General features: G+C 69.0%; 15 protein-coding genes. 7 read left to right on the top strand and 8 right to left on the bottom strand.

What is annotated here, in order from left to right; all coding sequences use genetic code 11:
• Positions 1-45 precede the first annotated feature (45 nt).
• Both ACZY1G_RS25205 and ACZY1G_RS25210 read left to right on the top strand, forming a co-directional pair.
• Positions 46-723, top strand: coding sequence for an NUDIX hydrolase (locus ACZY1G_RS25205; RefSeq protein WP_463823918.1), 678 nt, complete (start codon positions 46-48; stop codon positions 721-723).
• Between the two features lie 42 nt (positions 724-765).
• The gene (locus ACZY1G_RS25210) at positions 766-2,118 is read left to right on the top strand and encodes a lipase family protein (protein WP_463823919.1); all 1,353 of its coding nucleotides are present in this window, start codon (positions 766-768) and stop codon (positions 2,116-2,118) included.
• Here the strand turns inward: ACZY1G_RS25210 and ACZY1G_RS25215 are convergent.
• The 3 genes from ACZY1G_RS25215 to bioB are packed head-to-tail and all read right to left on the bottom strand — an operon-like array spanning position 2,054 to position 3,917.
• Complete coding sequence (locus tag ACZY1G_RS25215; protein ID WP_463823920.1) at positions 2,054-2,698, bottom strand: DUF2567 domain-containing protein; 645 nt, start codon at positions 2,696-2,698, stop codon at positions 2,054-2,056. The two genes, ACZY1G_RS25210 and ACZY1G_RS25215, sit on opposite strands and share 65 nt — an antisense overlap.
• Positions 2,695-2,922 carry a biotin synthase auxiliary protein BsaP gene (gene bsaP / locus ACZY1G_RS25220; RefSeq protein WP_046364696.1) on the bottom strand — a complete coding sequence of 76 codons (228 nt, stop codon included), beginning with the start codon at positions 2,920-2,922 and terminating at the stop codon, positions 2,695-2,697. Before bsaP ends, ACZY1G_RS25215 begins: the two co-directional genes overlap by 4 nt.
• On the bottom strand, positions 2,922-3,917 hold the full coding sequence (gene bioB / locus ACZY1G_RS25225) for a biotin synthase BioB (protein ID WP_463817903.1): 996 nt from the start codon (positions 3,915-3,917) through the stop codon (positions 2,922-2,924). The genes bsaP and bioB overlap by 1 nt, the downstream gene beginning before the upstream one ends.
• A gap of 50 nt (positions 3,918-3,967) precedes the next feature.
• Here bioB and ACZY1G_RS25230 point away from each other — a divergent pair, with 50 nt between their 5' ends.
• Complete coding sequence (locus ACZY1G_RS25230) at positions 3,968-4,543, top strand: TetR/AcrR family transcriptional regulator (protein WP_463823921.1); 576 nt, start codon at positions 3,968-3,970, stop codon at positions 4,541-4,543.
• Here ACZY1G_RS25230 and ACZY1G_RS25235 read toward each other — a convergent pair.
• The 4 genes from ACZY1G_RS25235 to ACZY1G_RS25250 are packed head-to-tail and all read right to left on the bottom strand — an operon-like array spanning position 4,540 to position 8,206.
• The gene (locus tag ACZY1G_RS25235) at positions 4,540-5,061 is read right to left on the bottom strand and encodes a 2'-5' RNA ligase family protein (protein WP_463823922.1); all 522 of its coding nucleotides are present in this window, start codon (positions 5,059-5,061) and stop codon (positions 4,540-4,542) included. The genes ACZY1G_RS25230 and ACZY1G_RS25235 overlap by 4 nt on opposite strands.
• Positions 5,061-5,738, bottom strand: a complete 678-nt coding sequence (bioD, locus tag ACZY1G_RS25240; RefSeq protein ID WP_463817900.1) for a dethiobiotin synthase — start codon at positions 5,736-5,738, stop codon at positions 5,061-5,063. Before bioD ends, ACZY1G_RS25235 begins: the two co-directional genes overlap by 1 nt.
• On the bottom strand, positions 5,735-6,877 hold the full coding sequence (locus ACZY1G_RS25245; RefSeq protein ID WP_463823923.1) for an 8-amino-7-oxononanoate synthase: 1,143 nt from the start codon (positions 6,875-6,877) through the stop codon (positions 5,735-5,737). The genes bioD and ACZY1G_RS25245 overlap by 4 nt, the downstream gene beginning before the upstream one ends.
• 36 nt (positions 6,878-6,913) lie before the next feature.
• Positions 6,914-8,206, bottom strand: a complete 1,293-nt coding sequence (locus tag ACZY1G_RS25250; protein WP_463823924.1) for an adenosylmethionine--8-amino-7-oxononanoate transaminase — start codon at positions 8,204-8,206, stop codon at positions 6,914-6,916.
• Between the two features lie 32 nt (positions 8,207-8,238).
• On the opposite strand from ACZY1G_RS25250, the gene ACZY1G_RS25255 reads away from it, so the two are divergent.
• The 4 genes from ACZY1G_RS25255 to treZ are packed head-to-tail and all read left to right on the top strand — an operon-like array spanning position 8,239 to position 16,547.
• A complete protein-coding gene (locus ACZY1G_RS25255; RefSeq protein ID WP_463817897.1) occupies positions 8,239-10,404 on the top strand; it encodes an acyltransferase family protein in 2,166 nt (721 codons plus the stop codon).
• Entirely contained in the window at positions 10,386-12,527 is a 2,142-nt protein-coding gene (glgX, locus tag ACZY1G_RS25260) for a glycogen debranching protein GlgX (RefSeq protein ID WP_463823925.1), read from the top strand. The genes ACZY1G_RS25255 and glgX overlap by 19 nt, the downstream gene beginning before the upstream one ends.
• Positions 12,527-14,821, top strand: a complete 2,295-nt coding sequence (gene treY / locus ACZY1G_RS25265; protein ID WP_463823926.1) for a malto-oligosyltrehalose synthase — start codon at positions 12,527-12,529, stop codon at positions 14,819-14,821. The genes glgX and treY overlap by 1 nt, the downstream gene beginning before the upstream one ends.
• Positions 14,814-16,547 carry a malto-oligosyltrehalose trehalohydrolase gene (gene treZ, locus ACZY1G_RS25270; protein ID WP_463823927.1) on the top strand — a complete coding sequence of 578 codons (1,734 nt, stop codon included), beginning with the start codon at positions 14,814-14,816 and terminating at the stop codon, positions 16,545-16,547. Before treY ends, treZ begins: the two co-directional genes overlap by 8 nt.
• On the opposite strand, the gene ilvA is transcribed toward treZ, so the two are convergent.
• A complete protein-coding gene (gene ilvA / locus ACZY1G_RS25275) occupies positions 16,535-17,824 on the bottom strand; it encodes a threonine ammonia-lyase IlvA (protein WP_463823928.1) in 1,290 nt (429 codons plus the stop codon). The genes treZ and ilvA overlap by 13 nt on opposite strands.
• Positions 17,825-17,839: the final 15 nt, after the last annotated feature.

A 17,839-nucleotide genomic window follows, 5' to 3' on the forward strand; every position in this document is an offset into this window, starting at 1 on the left:
CCGTCTCCTTACCTTGTTCGAGGTTTTCGACTTACAATCGAAAACATGCCACATCGTAGCACCCAGCACGAAGTCCTCGCCGCCGTGTTTCAGGTTCGCGAGAATGCGCTGCACGTACTGCTGTGGCAACGGGCACTCGACCCGCAGCGCGGACGCTGGGCGCTCCCGGGCGGCAGGCTGGGCCACGACGAGACGCTGACCGACTCGGTGCGCCGCCAGCTCGCCGAGAAGGTCGATTTGCGGGAACTCGCCCACCTCGAACAGCTGGCGGTGTTCTCCGAACCCGATCGCGTGCCCGGCGACCGCACCATCGCCTCGACATTCCTGGGCCTCGTCCCCTCCCCCGCCATCCCCGAATTACCCCCCGACACCCGCTGGCACCCCGTCGGCGACCTACCGCCGATGGCCTTCGACCACGGCCCGATGGTCGACCACGCACGCACCCGTCTGGTCGCGAAACTGTCGTACACGAATATCGGATTTGCCTTGGCGCCAGCCGAATTCGCGCTCTCGACGCTGCGCGACATCTACAGTGCCGCCCTCGGGCACCCGGTCGACGCGACCAACCTGCAGCGCGTCCTGGAGCGTCGTCACGTGATCACGCGCACTGGCACAACGGCACGGTCGGGACGCAGCGGAGGCCGTCCGGCGGCGCTCTACCGGTTCGCCGACGCCCGTTATCGGGTCACTGACGAATTCGCTGCATTGCGTCCGCCCGGGTGAGTCGACTGGCTTCTTAGCGCATTCTTAAGTAACAATGCCTGGATGGACTTGGGCAGCGCGGCGCGGGCGACAGGGGCCGATTGGATCGGTCAACCCCACCATGAGGCGCTTCGCCCCAGGCAGCGACCGGTGGTCCCGTCCGACGACCCGTTCTACGAGCCGCCCGAGGGTTACGAGCACGCCCACCCCGGCACCGTGCTGCGCTCCCGCGACGTGGAGCTGGCATTCCTCGGCCTGATCCCGCAGAAATTCAGCGCCACCCAGCTGCTCTACCGCACCACCGACTTCCAGGGCGATCCGCAGGCCGGCGTCACCACCGTGCTGATCCCGACCGAGCGCGACCACACGCGGCCGCTCCCGGTGGTGTCCTACCAGTGCGCCATCGACGCCGTGGCGAGCCGGTGCTTCCCGTCCTATGCGCTGCGCCGCGGAGCCAAGGCCGTCGGCGCCGTGGCCCAGTTCGAGTTCCTGCTGATCGCCGCCGCCCTCGCGGAAGGGTGGGCGGTGTCGGTGCCCGACCACGAGGGCTCGACCGGCATGTGGGGCGCACCCTACGAGCCCGGCTACCACATCCTCGACGGCGTTCGGGCCGCCATCAATCACCCGACGTTCCGGCTCGCCGCCGATTCACCCATCGGACTGTGGGGTTACTCCGGCGGCGGACTGGCCTCGGCGTGGGCCGCGGAGGTACAGGCCGCCTACGCGCCGGAACTCAACGTGGTCGGCGCCGTCCTCGGCTCGCCGGTCGGCGACCTGGGGCACACGTTCCGCCGCCTCAACGGCAGCATCTACGCCGGACTGCCCGCGCTCGTCGTCGCCGCGCTCTGCCACATCTACCCGGACCTGGACCGGATCATCGCCGAGCACGCCACTCCGGAGGGCAAGGCACTACTGGAGCGCATCCAGACCATGACCACCGCCCAGGCGATGGTGGCCTGTGCGGGCCGCGACATGGCCGACATGGTCGACCGGCCGCTCGAGGAGATCCTGCTCAGCCCCGAGGTGCAACACGTGTTCGACAGCATCAAGCTGGGCACGGCCGCGCCGTCGGTACCGGTTCTGATCGTGCAGGCCGTGCATGACCGCATCATCTGCGTCGACGACATCGACGAACTGGCGCACACCTACGTGCGCGGCGGCGCCCGCGTCACCTACCACCGCGACCTGTTCAGCGAGCATCTCCTGCTGCACCCGATGTCGGCGCCGATGACGCTGCGCTGGCTGCGCGACCGGTTCGCCGGAAAGCCGCTGCGCGACAACATCAAGCGCACCAAGTGGCCGACGCTGCTGAACCCGTCGACCTACCGGGGCATGTTCACCCTGGGCAAGATCACGGTGAAGGTGATGACGGGGCGACGGGTGGAACGTCAGCCTCTGTCGCGCTTCGACCAGTAGCCGGCGCTCCCGGCTCGACCGGCGGCCAACCCCCGAGATCGTCGCGGGTGGTCGACACCGCGCCCAGCACGTACACCATCGCGGCGACCGCCGCGGGCAGCAGCAGCGTCAGCGCCACCTGCAACGGCGTGTGGCCGAAGAACACCGACGGCGCCTCGACGACGTAGCTGACCCGGTTCTGCTCGGTGACGTCGACCGCCGCCACGTCCAGGTGTCCGTAGCGCAGCCCCGCCAGCGCCGCCCCGGCACCGACCGCGGCGGCCGATGCCACGATGGTGCCCACGCTGAGGGCCGCCATCATCACCGGTCCGCGCTGGGTTCGCCACTGCCACACGGTGACCGCCGCGATCACGGCGAGCACCGAGAGGAAGCCGACCATCAGGAACGCGGCCGTGAAGAAGTGATCGCCCTCGTTGCCGAGGTAGGCCTTCACCCGGTCGTTGCTGCGCGTCAGCGCGACCACGCTGTGGATCGGAGGCGCAAGCCACGCCCACAGCGCCCCGCACAGCGCCCCGGCGACCGCGAGCCCGACGATGACCCGCAGCGCGGCATGGACGCGGGAGATAGGAGCTCCGGTCACCGGTAGAGCTCCAGATCCTTCGAATCCACCTGGCCGTGTCGCGAGCACTTGGCCCACCACCCGTCCGGGCGGACCTGCACGACCATCCGGCGGCCACAGTCCGCGCAGAACCTCGGGGGTTCCAGACCCAGCGCTGCGGCGGTGGGCACCGTCGATCCCGCGGGTTCACCGGTGTAGACGTTGAAGACGCCGGCGCCCACCGGCGCGGGCAGCTCATGCACCATCACAGGCTTGCGTTGAGTGCCTTGATCGGCATCTGCAGATCCTCCAGCAACTCGAGATCGGCTTCGGCGGGCCGGCCCAGGGTGGTCAGGTAGTTGCCGACGATGACGGCGTTGATGCCGCCGAGGATGCCCTTCTTGGCGCCGAGGTCGCCGAGCGTGATCTCCCGGCCCCCGGCGAACCGCAGCATCGTGCGGGGCAGGGCGAGCCGGAACGCGGCGACGGCCTTGAGTGCCTCGGCGGCGGGCAGCACCTCGAGGTCACCGAACGGCGTGCCCGGGCGCGGGTTGAGGAAGTTCAGCGGGACCTCGTGCGGGTCCAATTCGGCCAGATTGGCGGCGAATTCGGCGCGCTGTTCGAGCGTCTCCCCCATCCCGAGGATGCCGCCGCAGCACACCTCCATGCCGGCCTCACGCACCATCTGCAGCGTCTCCCAGCGCTCCTCCCAGGTGTGGGTGGTCACCACGTTGGTGAAGAACGACTGGGCGGTCTCGAGGTTGTGGTTGTAGCGGTGCACGCCCATGTCCCGCAGGCGATCCACCTGCTCCTGGGTGAGCATGCCGAGCGAGCACGCGATCTGGATGTCGACCTCGTTGCGGATCGCCTCGATGCCCGCGGCGACCTGGGCCAGCAGCCGCTCGTCGGGTCCACGGACGGCGGCCACGATGCAGAACTCGGTGGCACCGGTCTTGGCGGTCTGCTTGGCGGCCTCGACCAGGCTCGGCACGTCGAGCCAGGCGCTGCGCACCGGCGAGGCGAAAAGTCCTGACTGCGAACAGAAGTGGCAGTCCTCGGGGCAGCCTCCGGTCTTCAGGCTGATGATGCCCTCGACCTCGACGTCCGGGCCGCAGTGGGCCATGCGGACCTCGTGGGCCAGCGCGAGCAGCTCGTCGAGACGGTCGTCGGACAGCTGCAGCACCTGCAGCGTCTGGTCCTGGTCGAGGCCGACACCCCGCTCGAGCACCTGTTCGCGTGCCACCGCCAGAATGTCGCTCATACACTTCTCCTCGCTGCCCAATTGAACGGTGTTCAGGTTAGGGTACTGGCGTGCAGCTCCACAAACGCGACGTGGTCGCGGCGGCGACCTCGCTGCTCGACGATTACGGGCTCGCCGATCTGTCGATGCGGCGGCTGGCCCGCGAGCTCGAGGTGTCGCCGGGCGCGCTCTACTGGCACTTCGCGAACAAGCAGCAGCTGCTCGGCGCGGTCGCCGACCACATCCTGGCGCCGGTCATTCGGCCAGCGGGCGATTGGCACACCCGCGTGGTGGCGCTGTGCCGGCAGATGCGCGATGCGCTGCTGTCCCACACCGACGGAGCCGAACTGGTGTCGGCGAGCTTCGCCGCCGCACAGTCGGCGGTCATGACCGACGTGGTGAGTCAGCTGACCGACGCCGCCGCGGAGGCCGGCGTGCCGGCGGCGAATGCCGACCTGACCGCCCGGACGGTCGTCTACTACGTGCTCGGCTTCACCGTGGACGAGCAGTCCCGCCGCCAGTGGGACGCCGCAGGCGCGGACCTGCCCGACGCGTCGTTGCTGGCCGACGACCAGGACACCCGGTTCGACTTCGGCGTGCGCCTGCTGATCGACGGCATCCTGGCGCGCCGCGAACAGCCCGTCTAGATCCAGTGCTCCTGTTTGGCGTTGCCGTCCCAATGGCGCACCGTGGTGATCTCGGCGTCGATGTCGCCGGCGATGCCCGGTACCGACAGGGCGAGCGGCACGAGATCGGGCGGGATGCGCCTACCGAGCGTGACATGCGGTGTCCACCGCCCCGGATCCGCGTGCGGTAGAACGCCTTTGGGCATGTACGGTGCGCAGGCCTCGTGGATGTCGGCGTGCAGGGCGAGGAGGTCGGCCGACGGCACCACCAGCCGCACCAGCGTGATGGTGCGGCCGCCGCCGAACAGCATCGGTGCGCCGATCACGCACGGCAGGGGTAAGCGGTCCAGGAGTGGCCGCAGTGCCGGAGCCACGGCGTCGTCCATCTGCTCGGCCACCGTGAGCGTGACGTGCGGCCGGTTGCTCGGCGCGGTGTGCCCGGCCTGACTGGGCACTCCCGCAGCCGCCAGCCCGTCCCACAGGCCGCGCACCGACGTCTCCGTGGCGACGTCGAACAGCGCCTCGACCGAGTGCACCACTAGGCCAGTCCGGCAACCCAGCCCGGGTCGAACGCCCGCGCACTGATCTGCTCGAAGTCGGAGGCGCCGAGCGCGCCGAGCCCGGCGGGCAGCGCCGCCCGCACCGGAGCCAGCCGCGCCAGCGCATCCCGATTGTCGATTTCGGCGACGCCGGGCTGGGCCGGCCAGGAACCGATCACCAGGCCGGCGCATGAAACATCATGAGCTGCAAGCGCTTCCACCGTCAGAGCGGTGTGGTTGAGGGTGCCCAGGCCCGCGGCTACCACGATCAGCACCGGCGCGGCCAGCTCGGCGGCCAGGTCACGCAGCGTCACACCGCCGTCGGCGAGCTCCACGAGCAGCCCACCGGCACCTTCCACCAGCGTCAGGCGGCCGGGAGCATCCGCCCGCCGGACCAGCTCGACCAGCTCCGTGCGGGTGGGCAGTGCGTAGCCGGCCCGCTGCGCGGCAGCCAGCGGCGCGAGCGGTTCCGGATAGCGCCACCCCGGGAACAGTTCGGACACCCCGGCCTGCCTGCCGATCTCGGCCAGGTCGTCGTCACCGTCGGCAGTACCCGTCTGTACGGGCTTGCACACGGCTATGCCGAGGCCGGCGAGCCGGGCGTGGCAGGCCAGCGCGGCGGTCGCGACGGTCTTGCCGACCCCCGTCCCGGTGCCGGTGACGACGAGAACGCTCACCGCGCCGCCAGGACTTCCGTCAACACCCTGCGTGCGAGGGCCATCTCGTCGTCGGACAGGGACGCCCGCGCCGTCAGCCGCAGCCGCGAGGTGCCGGCCGGCACGCTCGGCGGCCGGAAGCAGCCGACCCGCACACCCTGCTCGAGGCAGGCCGTCGCTGCGGCGAGCGCCACGTCCGGTTCGCCGAGGATCACCGAAACCACCGCCGAGGTCGGAGTCTCGGCCACATCGCAGATCTCGGCCAGCGTCGCGGCGTGGTCGAGTGCGCGCCGGGCCCGCCACGGTTCGTCGATCAGCACACCGAGTGCCGCGTACGCCGCGCCGACCCCAGCCGGCGCCAGTCCGGTGTCGAAGATGAACGGTCGCGCCGCGTCGATCAGGTGCTCGCGCACCGCGGCAGGGCCGAGCACCGCACCCCCCTGGCTGCCCAGCGCCTTCGACAGCGTCGTCGTCATCACGATGCCGGGCGCTCCGGCCAGCCCGACCTCGTGGAGCAGGCCGCGGCCACCCGTGCCGCGCACGCCGAGCCCGTGGGCCTCGTCGACGATCAGCAGCGCACCCTGCCTGCGGCACGCGTCGTGCAGCGCGGTCAGCGGGGCCAGGACACCGTCGGCGGAGAAGACCGAATCGGTGATCACCACGGCGCGGTCCTCTGTGCGTGCGGCCAGCGCGGCCTCCACGGCCGCGACGTCGCCGTGCGGGGTGACGACCACCCGGGCCCGCGACAGCCGGCATGCGTCGACGAGCGAGGCGTGCGTCAGCGCATCGGACACCAGCAGTGCGCCCGGACCCGAAAGCGCAACGACTGCACCGAGATTGGCGGTGTAACCCGAAGAGAAGACCAGCGCCGACTCGGCACCGACGAACGCTGCGAGGTCGCGCTCGAACGTCTCGTGGAGCTCGGTGTTGCCGGTGACGAGCCGGGAACCCGTGGACCCCGCGCCCCAGGTGCGCAGCGCCGCCACGCCGCCGTCGAGCACCCGGGGGTGCTGGGCGAGACCGAGGTAGTCGTTGGAGGCCAGATCGAGTTCGGCGCCGACGGGCGGGCGGGCGCGCAGGGTCCGGCGCAGGCCGGCGGTGCGCCGCTGGGCCGCGACGTCGTCGAGCCAGGCCAACGGATCCAGACCGACGCGCGTCACCGGCGCTCCTCCTCGAACGGGCGAATTGAACACCGTTCAGGTTAGTGCACGCGCGACCGCGATCATCGCCGAGGTGATCTGGCCGATCTCTTCGGCGGTACAGATGTAGGGGGGCATCACGTAGACGAGGTTGCGGAACGGACGCAGCCACACCCCGTGGTCGACGGCCACCGGCGTCGCGACGCGCAGATCGACGTCCCGGTCGAGTTCCAGGACACCGATCGCGCCGAGCACCCGCACGTCGACCACGTTGGGTAGCTCGACCGCGGGTGCCAGCCCGGACAGCAAGCCCGCCTCGATGCCCTGCACCTGCGATCGCCACTCGCCGGTGCCCAGCAGTTCCAGCGACGCGACGCTGACGGCGCAGGCCAGCGCGTTGGCCATGAACGTCGGCCCGTGCATCAGTGCGCCGGGTGGGTGTGAGCTGATGGTCTCGGCGACCTCGCGGGTGCACAGCGTCGCCGCGAGCGTCAGGTAGCCGCCCGTCAGCGCCTTGCCCACGCACATGATGTCGGGGCTGACCCCGGCGTGGTCGGCCGCGAACAGCGCGCCGGTGCGGCCGAACCCGGTGGCGATCTCGTCGAAGATCAACAGCACACCGTGCTCGTCGCAGATGCGACGCAGGTCGGCCACATAGCGGGGGTCGTGGAAGCGCATCCCGCCTGCGCCCTGCACCACGGGCTCGACGATCACCGCGGCGAGCTCGTCGGCGTGACAAGCCAGCTGTTCGGCGAAGGCCGCGCTGTAGGCCGGCTCGTACTCGGCGGGGACGGCCGGCGCGAACACCTGGTCGGCGAGCAGGGAATGCGCCCCGGTCCACAGCGTGTGCATGCCGCCGTCCGGATCGCAGACGCTCATCGGAGTGAACGTGTCACCGTGATAGCCGCCGCGCCAGGTCATCAGCCGGCTCTTGCCGGGGCGACCGCTGCTGCGCCAGTACTGCAGCGCCATCTTGACCGAGACCTCCACCGACACCGAGCCGGAATCACTGAAGAACACGGTCTCCAGCCCCTCCGGACTCATCTCGACCAGCAACTGCGCCAGCCGGGCCGCCGGCTCGTGGGTCAGCCCGCCGAACATGACGTGGTTCATGGTCGCGAGCTGGCGGGTGATCGCGGCGTCCAGCGCGGGGTGGCCGTGACCGTGCACCGCCGTCCACCACGACGCCATCGCGTCGAGCACCTCGACCGGACGGCCGCCACGGTCCAGCGTGAGCCATACGCCCCGGGCGCCCGTCGCGACCACCGGCGCCATCGCATCGGGTCCGATCGGGCTGTACGGATGCCAGATGTGAGCCGCGTCCACGGCGCTGATCTCGATAGGCGTCATCGCAGACACCTTCGGTAGATTAGCCGTCGATCATGAAGACCCTCGACTCCGCCCGGCCCGCCGCGAGCGCTCCGGTGACCCAGATGGGGACGCGGAGCGCCGGGTTCTACCGCCACGACCTCGACGGGTTGCGCGGTGTCGCGATCGCTCTGGTCGCGGTGTTCCATGTGTGGTTCGGGCGGGTGTCCGGCGGCGTCGACGTCTTCCTCGTCCTGTCGGGATTCTTCTTCGGCGGCCGGCTGCTGCGCGGCGTGCTCACCCCCGGGCCCGCCCCGCGACCGGTCTCCGAGATCACCCGGTTGATCCGCCGGCTGCTGCCCGCACTCGTCGTCGTGCTCGCCGTGTCGGCGGTGCTGACGATCCTGATCCAGCCCGAGACCCGGTGGGAGACCTTCGCCGACCAGAGCCTCGCCAGCCTCGGCTACTACCAGAACTGGGAGCTGGCCAACACCGCCTCGAACTACCTGCGCGCCGGCGAGGCCGTCAGCCCGCTGCAGCACATCTGGTCGATGTCGGTGCAGGGCCAGTTCTACATCGCGTTCCTGGCGCTGATCCTGGGCTCGGCGGTCCTCTTCCGTCGGGTCTTCGGCCGGCACATGCGCGCCGCGTTCGTGGTGCTGCTGAGCGCTTGCGCGATCGCATCGTTCGTCTACGCGATCATCGCCCACGACACCAACCAGGCCACCGCGTACTACAACAGCTTTGCCAGGGCCTGGGAGCTGCTGCTCGGCGCGCTCGTCGGGGCGATCGTGCCATCGCTGCGCTGCCCGATGTGGCTGCGCACCGTGGCCGCACTCGTGGGTCTGGGCGCGATCCTCGCGTGCGGTGCGCTGATCGACGGCGTGAAAGAGTTCCCCGGCCCGTGGGCGCTGGTGCCCGTGGGCGCCACGCTGCTGTTCATCCTGTCGGCCGCCAACCGCTACGCCGACCCGCACACCGACGGCCGCCTGCCCGCACCGAACCGGCTGCTGGCCACCGCCCCCTTCGTCGCGCTCGGCGCGATGGCCTACTCGCTGTATCTGTGGCACTGGCCGCTGCTGATCTTCTACCTGGCCTACACCGGGCGCTCGGCGGTGAACGCTGCCGAAGGCGCCGGGGTGCTGCTGATCTCGGGGCTGCTGGCCTGGTTGACCACCCGCTACGTCGAGGAGCCGCTACGCAGCGGCCGGAGCCAGCCCGCGCGCCCCAAGGCGCCGAGGTTGCCGCTGCGCACCCGTTTGCGCCGCCCGACGATCGTGCTGGGCTCGACCGTCGCACTGCTCGGCGTGGCGCTGACCGCGACGTCGTTCACGTGGCGGGAGCACGTGACGGTGCTGCGCGCCAACGGCAAGGAACTCTCGGAACTCTCACCGCGCGACTATCCGGGTGCCCGCGCGCTGGTCGACCACGTACGGGTACCCCAGCTGCCGATGCGGCCGACGGCGCTCGAGGCCAAGAACGACATCCCCGAATCGACCACCGACGGCTGCATCAGCGACTTCGACAACGTCGGAGTCATCAACTGCACCTACGGCGACAAGGCCGCCACCCGCACCATCGCCCTCGCGGGCGGCTCCCACGCCGAACACTGGATCACCGCGCTCGACCTGCTCGGCAGGATGCACCACTTCAAGGTCGTCACCTACCTGAAGATGGGCTGCCCGCTGACCACCGAGGCTGTCCCGCTGGTGATGGGCAACAACGACCCCTATCCCAAGTGCCACCAGTGGAATCAGCGGGTGATGGCCAAGCTGATCGCCGACAAACCCGACTTCGTCTTCACCACCTCGACCAGGCCGTGGAACATCAAACCCGGTGACGTCATGCCGTCCAGCTATCTCGGCATCTGGAAAGAACTGTCCGACAACAGGATTCCAATCCTCGCGATGCGTGACACACCATGGATGGTGCGCGATGGCGAGCCGTTCTTCCCGTCGGACTGCCTGGCCGACGGAGGTGACGCCATCTCCTGCGGAATCGAGCGATCCGAAGTACTGTCGGACCATAACCCGACGCTTGACTACCTCGCGCAGTTCCCATTGCTCAAGCCGCTCGACATGAGCGATGCGGTGTGTCGTCCGGACTACTGCCGAGCCGTTGAGGGGAACGTGTTGATCTATCACGACGCTCACCACATTTCGTCGACCTACATGCGGACCATGACCGGTGAACTCGGCCGGCAGGTCGGCGCCGCCACCGGATGGTGGCCTGTCAGATGACCATCGTCTGGCCCGGCACCCCCTATCCACTTGGTGCCGCTTACGACGGCGGCGGTACCAACTTCTCGCTGTTCTCCGAAGTCGCCGAGCGGGTCGAACTGTGCCTGATCGCCAAGGACGGCACCGAGCAGCGCATCGACCTCGACGAGGTCGACAGCTACGTGTGGCATGCCTACCTGCCGGGGGTCAACCCGGGGCAGCGCTACGGGTTCCGTGTGCACGGTCCGTGGGACCCCGCCTCTGGCCACCGGTGTGACGCCAGCAAGCTGCTCCTCGACCCGTACGGCAAGGCATTCCACGGCGATTTCGCGTTCTCCCAGGCGCTGTACTCCTATGACCTCGAGGCCGATGATCTGGCCGGCGGAGGTGTCCCGCCGCGGATCGACTCGCTGGGCCACACGATGACCAGCGTGGTGATCAACCCGTTCTTCCAGTGGGGTTCGGACCGCGCGCCGCGCACCCCGTATCACGAGACGGTGATCTACGAGGCCCACGTCAAGGGCATGACGCAGCAGCATCCGGGCATTCCCGAGGAACTGCGCGGCACCTACGCCGGGCTGGGTCACCCCGCGATCATCGACCACCTCAGGTCGCTCAACGTGACCGCCATCGAGTTGATGCCGGTGCACCAGTTCATGCACGACCACCGGCTGCTCGACCTGGGACTGCGAAACTACTGGGGCTACAACACGTTCGGCTTCTTCGCCCCACATCATCAGTACGCGGCGGCCAAGCACGCCGGCGGCGCCGTCTCCGAATTCAAGACGATGGTGCGCTCGTTCCACGAGGCGGGTATCGAGGTGATCCTCGACGTCGTCTACAACCACACCGCCGAAGGCAACCACCTCGGGCCCACCGTGAACTTCCGCGGCATCGACAACGCCGCCTACTACCGTCTGCTCGACGAGGACCGCAGGTACTACAAGGACTTCACCGGCACCGGCAACAGCCTCAACGCCCGCCACCCCCACACGCTGCAGCTGATCATGGACTCGCTGCGCTACTGGGTGCTGGAGATGCACGTCGACGGCTTCCGCTTCGATCTGGCCGCCACACTGGCCCGCGAGTTCTACGACGTGGACCGCCTCTCGGCGTTCTTCGACCTGGTCCAGCAGGACCCGGTGGTCAGCCAGGTGAAGCTGATCGCCGAACCGTGGGACATCGGCGAAGGCGGTTACCAGGTCGGCAATTTCCCAGGTTTGTGGACCGAATGGAATGGGAAGTATCGCGACACTGTGCGCGATTACTGGCGGGGCGAGCCCGCAACCCTGGGTGAATTTGCGTCCCGACTGACCGGGTCGTCCGATCTCTACGAGGCGACCGGCCGCCGGCCGAGCGCCAGCATCAACTTCGTGACCTGCCATGACGGCTTCACCCTCAACGACCTGGTGTCCTACAACGAGAAGCACAACGACGCCAACGGCGAGGACAACCGCGACGGTGAGAGCCACAACCGGTCGTGGAACTGCGGTGTCGAAGGTCCCACCGACGACCCCGAGATCGTTGCCCTGCGCGGTCAGCAGATGCGCAACATCCTGGGCACGCTGATGCTCTCGCAGGGCACCCCGATGATCGCCCACGGCGACGAGATCGGCCGCACCCAGCAGGGCAACAACAACGTCTACTGCCAAGACTCCGAACTGTCGTGGATGGACTGGTCGCTGTGCGAGACCAACGCCGATCTGCTCGAATTCACCCGCAAAGTAGTGAAATTCCGCAAGGAGCACGCCGTGTTCCGCCGGCGCAGGTTCTTCGAGGGCAAGCCGATCCGCACCGGTGACCAGGTCCGCGACATCGCGTGGTTGACCCCGTCGGGTAAGGAGATGGACTACGCCGACTGGGAGACCGGCCTCGGCCAGTGCGTGGCGGTCTTCCTCAACGGCGAGGCGATCCCGGCGCCCGGTGCGCGCGGTGAGCGGATCGTCGACGACTCCTTCCTGCTGTGCTTCAACGCCCACGGCGAAGAACAGGATTTCGTTGCGCCGCAGATCGATTACGCCAAGGAGTGGGTGGCCGACCTCGACACCGCCGATCCGCGCGGTGCCGCCGAGGTGACCGTCGCGGCGGGCGAGAAGATCACTCTGGCCCCCCGTTCGCTGCTCGTGCTGCGTAAGACCGCCTGATGGCCGTCCTCTCCACCTACCGCCTGCAGATGCGCGGCGCGGCCAGCGGTGAGGCGTTCACGTTCGCCGACGCCGAGAAGCTGGTCGACTACCTCGCTGAACTCGGGGTGTCCCACCTGTACCTGTCACCGATCCTGACCGCCGCCGAGGGCTCGACGCACGGCTACGACGTCACCGACCCCACCACGATCTCCGCCGAACTCGGTGGGCCTGAGGGGTTCTCGCGGCTGGTGTCGACGGCGCGCGCGGCGGGCCTCGGTGTGGTCGTCGACATCGTGCCCAACCACGTCGGCGTCGACGTACCCCGCCAGAACGCGTGGTGGTGGGACCTGCTCACCCACGGCCGCGATTCGTCCTACTCGTCGTACTTCGACATCGACTGGACGTTGGACCCCGACGGCCGGATCGTGCTGCCAGTGCTGGGCTCCGACGACGACGTCGCGAATCTGACGGTCGACGGCGACACGTTGCGGCTCGGCGACCTGGTCTATCCGATCAGTCCCGGCACCGCCGACGACGGAGCCTCCGGCGCGGAGGTGCACGACCGGCAGCACTACAAGCTGATCAGCTGGCGCCACGGAATCTGCGGGTACCGCCGCTTCTTCTCCATCACGTCGCTGGCGGGCCTGCGGCAGGAAGACCGCGTGGTGTTCGACGCCACGCACACCGAGGTGAAGCGCTGGTTCGACGAGGGCCTGGTCGACGGTATACGAATCGACCATCCGGACGGATTGTCCGATCCCACAGGCTATCTCGGGTGGCTGCGCGAGCTTGCCGGCCCGCAGGCGTGGATCGTGATCGAGAAGATCCTCGCTGTCGACGAGCCACTGGACCCGAGCCTGCCCGTCGCAGGAACCACCGGGTACGACGCGCTACGCGAGGCCGGCGGCGTGTTCGTCGACCCCACCGGTGAAGAGTCGCTGACCGAGCTGATCTCCTCCGCCGGTGTCGACTACGCCGGAATACCCGACGAGGCGCGCCGACTGAAGGTCGCTGCGGTGACCGACACGCTGGGCAGCGAATTGGCGCGGCTTCGTCGCGCGGTGGTGGCGGGCACGGGACGCGATCACGACCTGCTGCCCGCGGCGATCGCCGAACTGCTCAGCCACATCGGCGTCTACCGCTCCGACTACCTCTCGCTTCCTCTGGTCCTGGCGGCCGCGCTCGCCGAGACCACAACGGCGCGACCCGATCTGGCCGAGCCGCTCACGCTGCTGACCGCTGCGCTGGCACCCGGCTCGGAGGCCGGTGTGCGGCTGCAGCAGCTGTGCGGCGCGGCGACCGCGAAGTCGATGGAGGACTGCCTGTTCTACCGCGACGCCCGCCTCGTCTCGCTCAACGAGGTCGGCGGCGAGCCCGAGCACTTCGGCGTCAGCGCCGCGGAGTTCCACACCAGAGCGCAGGCACGCGCGACACTGTGGCCGTCGGCGATGACCACGCTGTCCACCCACGACACCAAACGCGGTGAAGACGTCCGCGCCCGGATCGGCGTGCTCTCTCAGGTGCCCTCGCTGTGGACGGAGATGGTGCAGGGCTGGGAACGCACTGCCCCCTCTCCCGATCCCCTGACCGGGCTCTTCCTGTGGCAGAACATCTTCGGTGTCTGGCCGGTCGACGGGACCGTCACCGACGAGCTGCGTGAGCGGTTGCACGCCTACACCGAGAAGGCCATCCGCGAAGCGGCGCTGCACACGACGTGGAACGACCCCGACACCGACTTCGAATCCGCGGTGCACGGGTGGCTCGACAGCCTGCTGGACGGGCCAGTGGCCACCGAGATGACCGCGGTGGTGGCGCGACTGGACCAGCATGCCCGCGGTGATGCGTTGGGCCAGAAGCTGATCGCGCTCACCGGGCCGGGTGTTCCCGACGTCTATCAGGGCACCGAGCTGTGGGAAGACAGCCTCGTCGATCCGGACAACCGGCGCGCGGTCGACTACCAGGCCCGTCGCGCAGCGCTGACCGACGGTGACCATCCGAAGATGCGGGTGGTGACCGAGGCACTGCGACTGCGCAGGGAACGCCCCGAGACGTTCCTGGCCGGTGGCTATCGCCCGGTGCCCGCCGACGGCACCAATGCCGCACACATCGTCGCGTTCGGCCGAGGCGAGGACGTCCTGGTGGCCGTCAGCCGATGGACCGCACGGCTCACCGAATGGGGGGACACCACAGTGACACTCGCCGACGGAACGTGGACCGACCGGCTGAGCGGACGCGCGCACTCCGGCACGGTCGGAGCCGCCGAGCTGTTCGGTGACCTGCCGGTGGCGCTGCTGGTGCGTACCGATGCCTGAGCACGAGTTCGCGGTGTGGGCGCCGCGGCCCGACCGGGTCCAGCTCGACCTCGACGGCACGCTGCACGCGATGGAGCGGTCTGACAGCGGTTGGTGGACAACCACTCTGGACGCCGCACCGGATGCACGCTACGGGTTCGTGCTCGACGACAACCCGAAGGTGCTGCCCGACCCCCGCTCACCGCGTCAGCCAGAGGGTGTGCACGAACGCTCACAGCTGTGGCAGCCGGCGGCCGACGCGTGGTCCGACAGCGAGTGGGCCGGCCGATCGATCGAGGGTGCGGTGATCTACGAGCTGCACGTCGGCACCTTCACCCCGGCCGGCACGCTGGACACTGCGATCGACAAGCTCGACTACCTCGTCGACCTCGGCGTGGACTTCGTCGAAGTCATGCCGGTCAACGCGTTCGGCGGTACCCACGGCTGGGGCTATGACGGGGTGCTCTGGTATGCCGTGCACGAGCCGTACGGCGGCCCTGACGCGCTGATCCGCTTCGTCGACGCCTGCCACCAGCGTGGCCTCGGCGTACTCATCGACGCCGTGTTCAACCACCTCGGCCCGTCGGGCAACTACCTGCCCGAGTTCGGCCCGTATCTGTCGTCGGGGTCCAATCCTTGGGGCGAGTCCATCAACATCGGCGATGCCGGTGCCGATCAGGTGCGCCGCTACATCCTCGACTGCGCACTGCGCTGGATGCGCGACTTCCACGCCGACGGTCTGCGCCTCGATGCCGTGCACGCCCTCGTCGACACCACCGCGATTCACATCCTCGAGGAGATGTCCGCCGAGACCGATACTCTGGCAGCCGATCTCGGCCGCCCGCTGTCGCTGGTCGCCGAGAGCGACCTCAACGACCCGAGGCTGATCACCCCGCGCGACCACGGCGGCCTGGGCATGACCGCGCAGTGGGACGACGACATCCACCACGCGATCCACACCGCGGTGTCCGGTGAGCGGCAGGGGTACTACGGCGATTTCGGCACGCTCGAGACACTCGCGCAGACACTGCGACACGGCTATTTCCACGCCGGCACGTTCTCGTCGTTCCGTCAGCGCCGCCACGGCAGGCCGCTCGACACGGCCACGATCCCGGCGACCCGGCTGCTGGCCTACACGCTCACCCACGACCAGGTGGGCAACAGGGCCATCGGAGACCGGCCCTCGCAGAACCTGACCACCGGCCAGCTGGCCGTCAAGGCCGCGCTGGCGCTCGGATCGCCCTACACTGCAATGCTTTTCATGGGTGAAGAATGGGCGTCATCGTCACCGTTCCAGTTCTTCAGCAGCCACCCCGAACCCGACCTGGCGCGGGCGACCGCAGAGGGCCGCAAGAAGGAATTCGCCGATCACGGGTGGGACGCCGACGAGATCCCCGATCCCCAAGACCCGGCGACGTTCGAACGGTCCAAGCTGAAGTGGGACGAGGTCGACGACGGTGACCACGGTCGGCTGCGTGCGTTCTACCAGAGCCTGATCGCGCTGCGCAGGTCCGAACCCGACCTCGCCGACCCGTGGCTCGATCACCTACTGATCGACTACGACGAGGACGCGCGCTGGTTCGTCATGCACCGGGGCAGCATCACCGTCGTCTGCACCCTCGGCGAAGACGACGTCGACGTGCCGGTCACCGGCGATACGGTGTTGACTTGGGGCACACCGGAAGTCGGTGAGCAGTCGACCCGCATGGGCGGGCACTCCGTCGCGGTGCTGCGTCAGGTGAGGTAGCGGTAGGTCGGCGAGTCGGGCTCGAGCAGCTCGACGTGGCACTCCGAGGCTCTCATCCGCTCGAGCAGCCCCTCGAGGTCCGCTGCCGAACCCATCTCGATGCCGACCAGCGCTTCCCCGGTCTCCCGGTTGTTGCGCTTGACGTACTCGAACAGCGTGATGTCGTCGTTCGGGCCCAGCACGTCGTCGAGGAAGCGGCGCAGCGCGCCCGGCTCCTGCGGGAAATCGACCAGGAAGTAGTGCTTGAGCCCCAGATGCACAAGCGACCGCTCGAGCACCTCGCCGTAGCGGGACACGTCGTTGTTGCCGCCCGAGATCAGACACACGACCGTCGAGCCGGTCTCGATGTCAGCCTCCAGAAGCGCCGCCACCGACAGCGCGCCGGCGGGCTCGGCGATGATGCCCTCGTTCTGGTAGAGGTCCAGCATCGCGGTGCACACCGCGCCCTCGTCGACCGTTGTGATCGACACCATGTCCCCCGCCGCCGACAGCGCTGCGAACGGCAGCGCGCCGACGCGGGCCACCGCGGCGCCGTCGACGAACTGGTCGACGTCGGTCAGCGTGACCGGCTCCCCACTGGCCAGCGCAGCGACCAGCGCCGCGGCACCGGCCGGCTCCACCCCCAACATGGCCGTCGTCGTGGTGCGCTCGGCCAGGTAGGTGGTCACGCCGCTGATGCAGCCGCCGCCACCCACCGGGACGATCACCAGGTCGGGCTCCGCGCCCAACTGGTCGAGGATCTCGACGGCGATGGTGCCCTGCCCGGCCATCGTGCGCAGGTCGTCGTACGGGGGCACCAACGTCGCGCCGGTACGGGCAACGTCGTCGAGGGCGGCCTGGGCGGCCATGTCGTAGGTCTTGCCGCCGACGATGAGCTCGATGAACTCACCACCGTGGTAGCGGATCCGGTTGCGCTTCTGCTTCGGCGTTTTGGCCGGCACGTACACGCGGCCGTGCACACCCATCGAGCGGCAGGCCAGTGCGAACCCCTGCGCATGGTTGCCAGCCGACGAACACACCACGCCGGCGGCCTTTTCCTCCGGGGTCAGCTGCATCAGCAGGTTGTAGGCGCCCCGCAGCTTGTAGGAGCGCACCGCCTGCAGATCTTCGCGCTTCAGGTACACCTGCGCGCCGGTCAGTGCCGAGAGCCGGTCGCTGAACTGCAGCGGGGTCTGCGACACCACACCCGAAATTCGCCGAGCGGCCTCGTCGATGTCCGCGGCGCGCAACGGCGAGGCGGGATCGATTCGGGGGCTCTGACTCAGCTCGGTGGACACGCCGACCATGGTGCC

The sequence above is a fragment of the Mycobacterium sp. IDUB_5 genome, from assembly GCF_055419565.1.

Excerpts from the sequence above, each read along its gene's own strand:
- ACZY1G_RS25205 (WP_463823918.1), top strand. The coding sequence starts at position 46 with ATGCCACATCGTAGCACCCAGCACGAAGTCCTCGCCGCCGTGTTTCAG.
- ACZY1G_RS25210 (WP_463823919.1), top strand. The coding sequence starts at position 766 with ATGGACTTGGGCAGCGCGGCGCGGGCGACAGGGGCCGATTGGATCGGT.
- bsaP (WP_046364696.1), bottom strand. The coding sequence starts at position 2,922 with ATGGTGCATGAGCTGCCCGCGCCGGTGGGCGCCGGCGTCTTCAACGTC.
- bioB (WP_463817903.1), bottom strand. The coding sequence starts at position 3,917 with ATGAGCGACATTCTGGCGGTGGCACGCGAACAGGTGCTCGAGCGGGGT.
- ACZY1G_RS25250 (WP_463823924.1), bottom strand. The coding sequence starts at position 8,206 with ATGACGCCTATCGAGATCAGCGCCGTGGACGCGGCTCACATCTGGCAT.
- ACZY1G_RS25255 (WP_463817897.1), top strand. The coding sequence starts at position 8,239 with ATGAAGACCCTCGACTCCGCCCGGCCCGCCGCGAGCGCTCCGGTGACC.
- glgX (WP_463823925.1), top strand. The coding sequence starts at position 10,386 with ATGGTGGCCTGTCAGATGACCATCGTCTGGCCCGGCACCCCCTATCCA.
- treY (WP_463823926.1), top strand. The coding sequence starts at position 12,527 with ATGGCCGTCCTCTCCACCTACCGCCTGCAGATGCGCGGCGCGGCCAGC.
- treZ (WP_463823927.1), top strand. The coding sequence starts at position 14,814 with ATGCCTGAGCACGAGTTCGCGGTGTGGGCGCCGCGGCCCGACCGGGTC.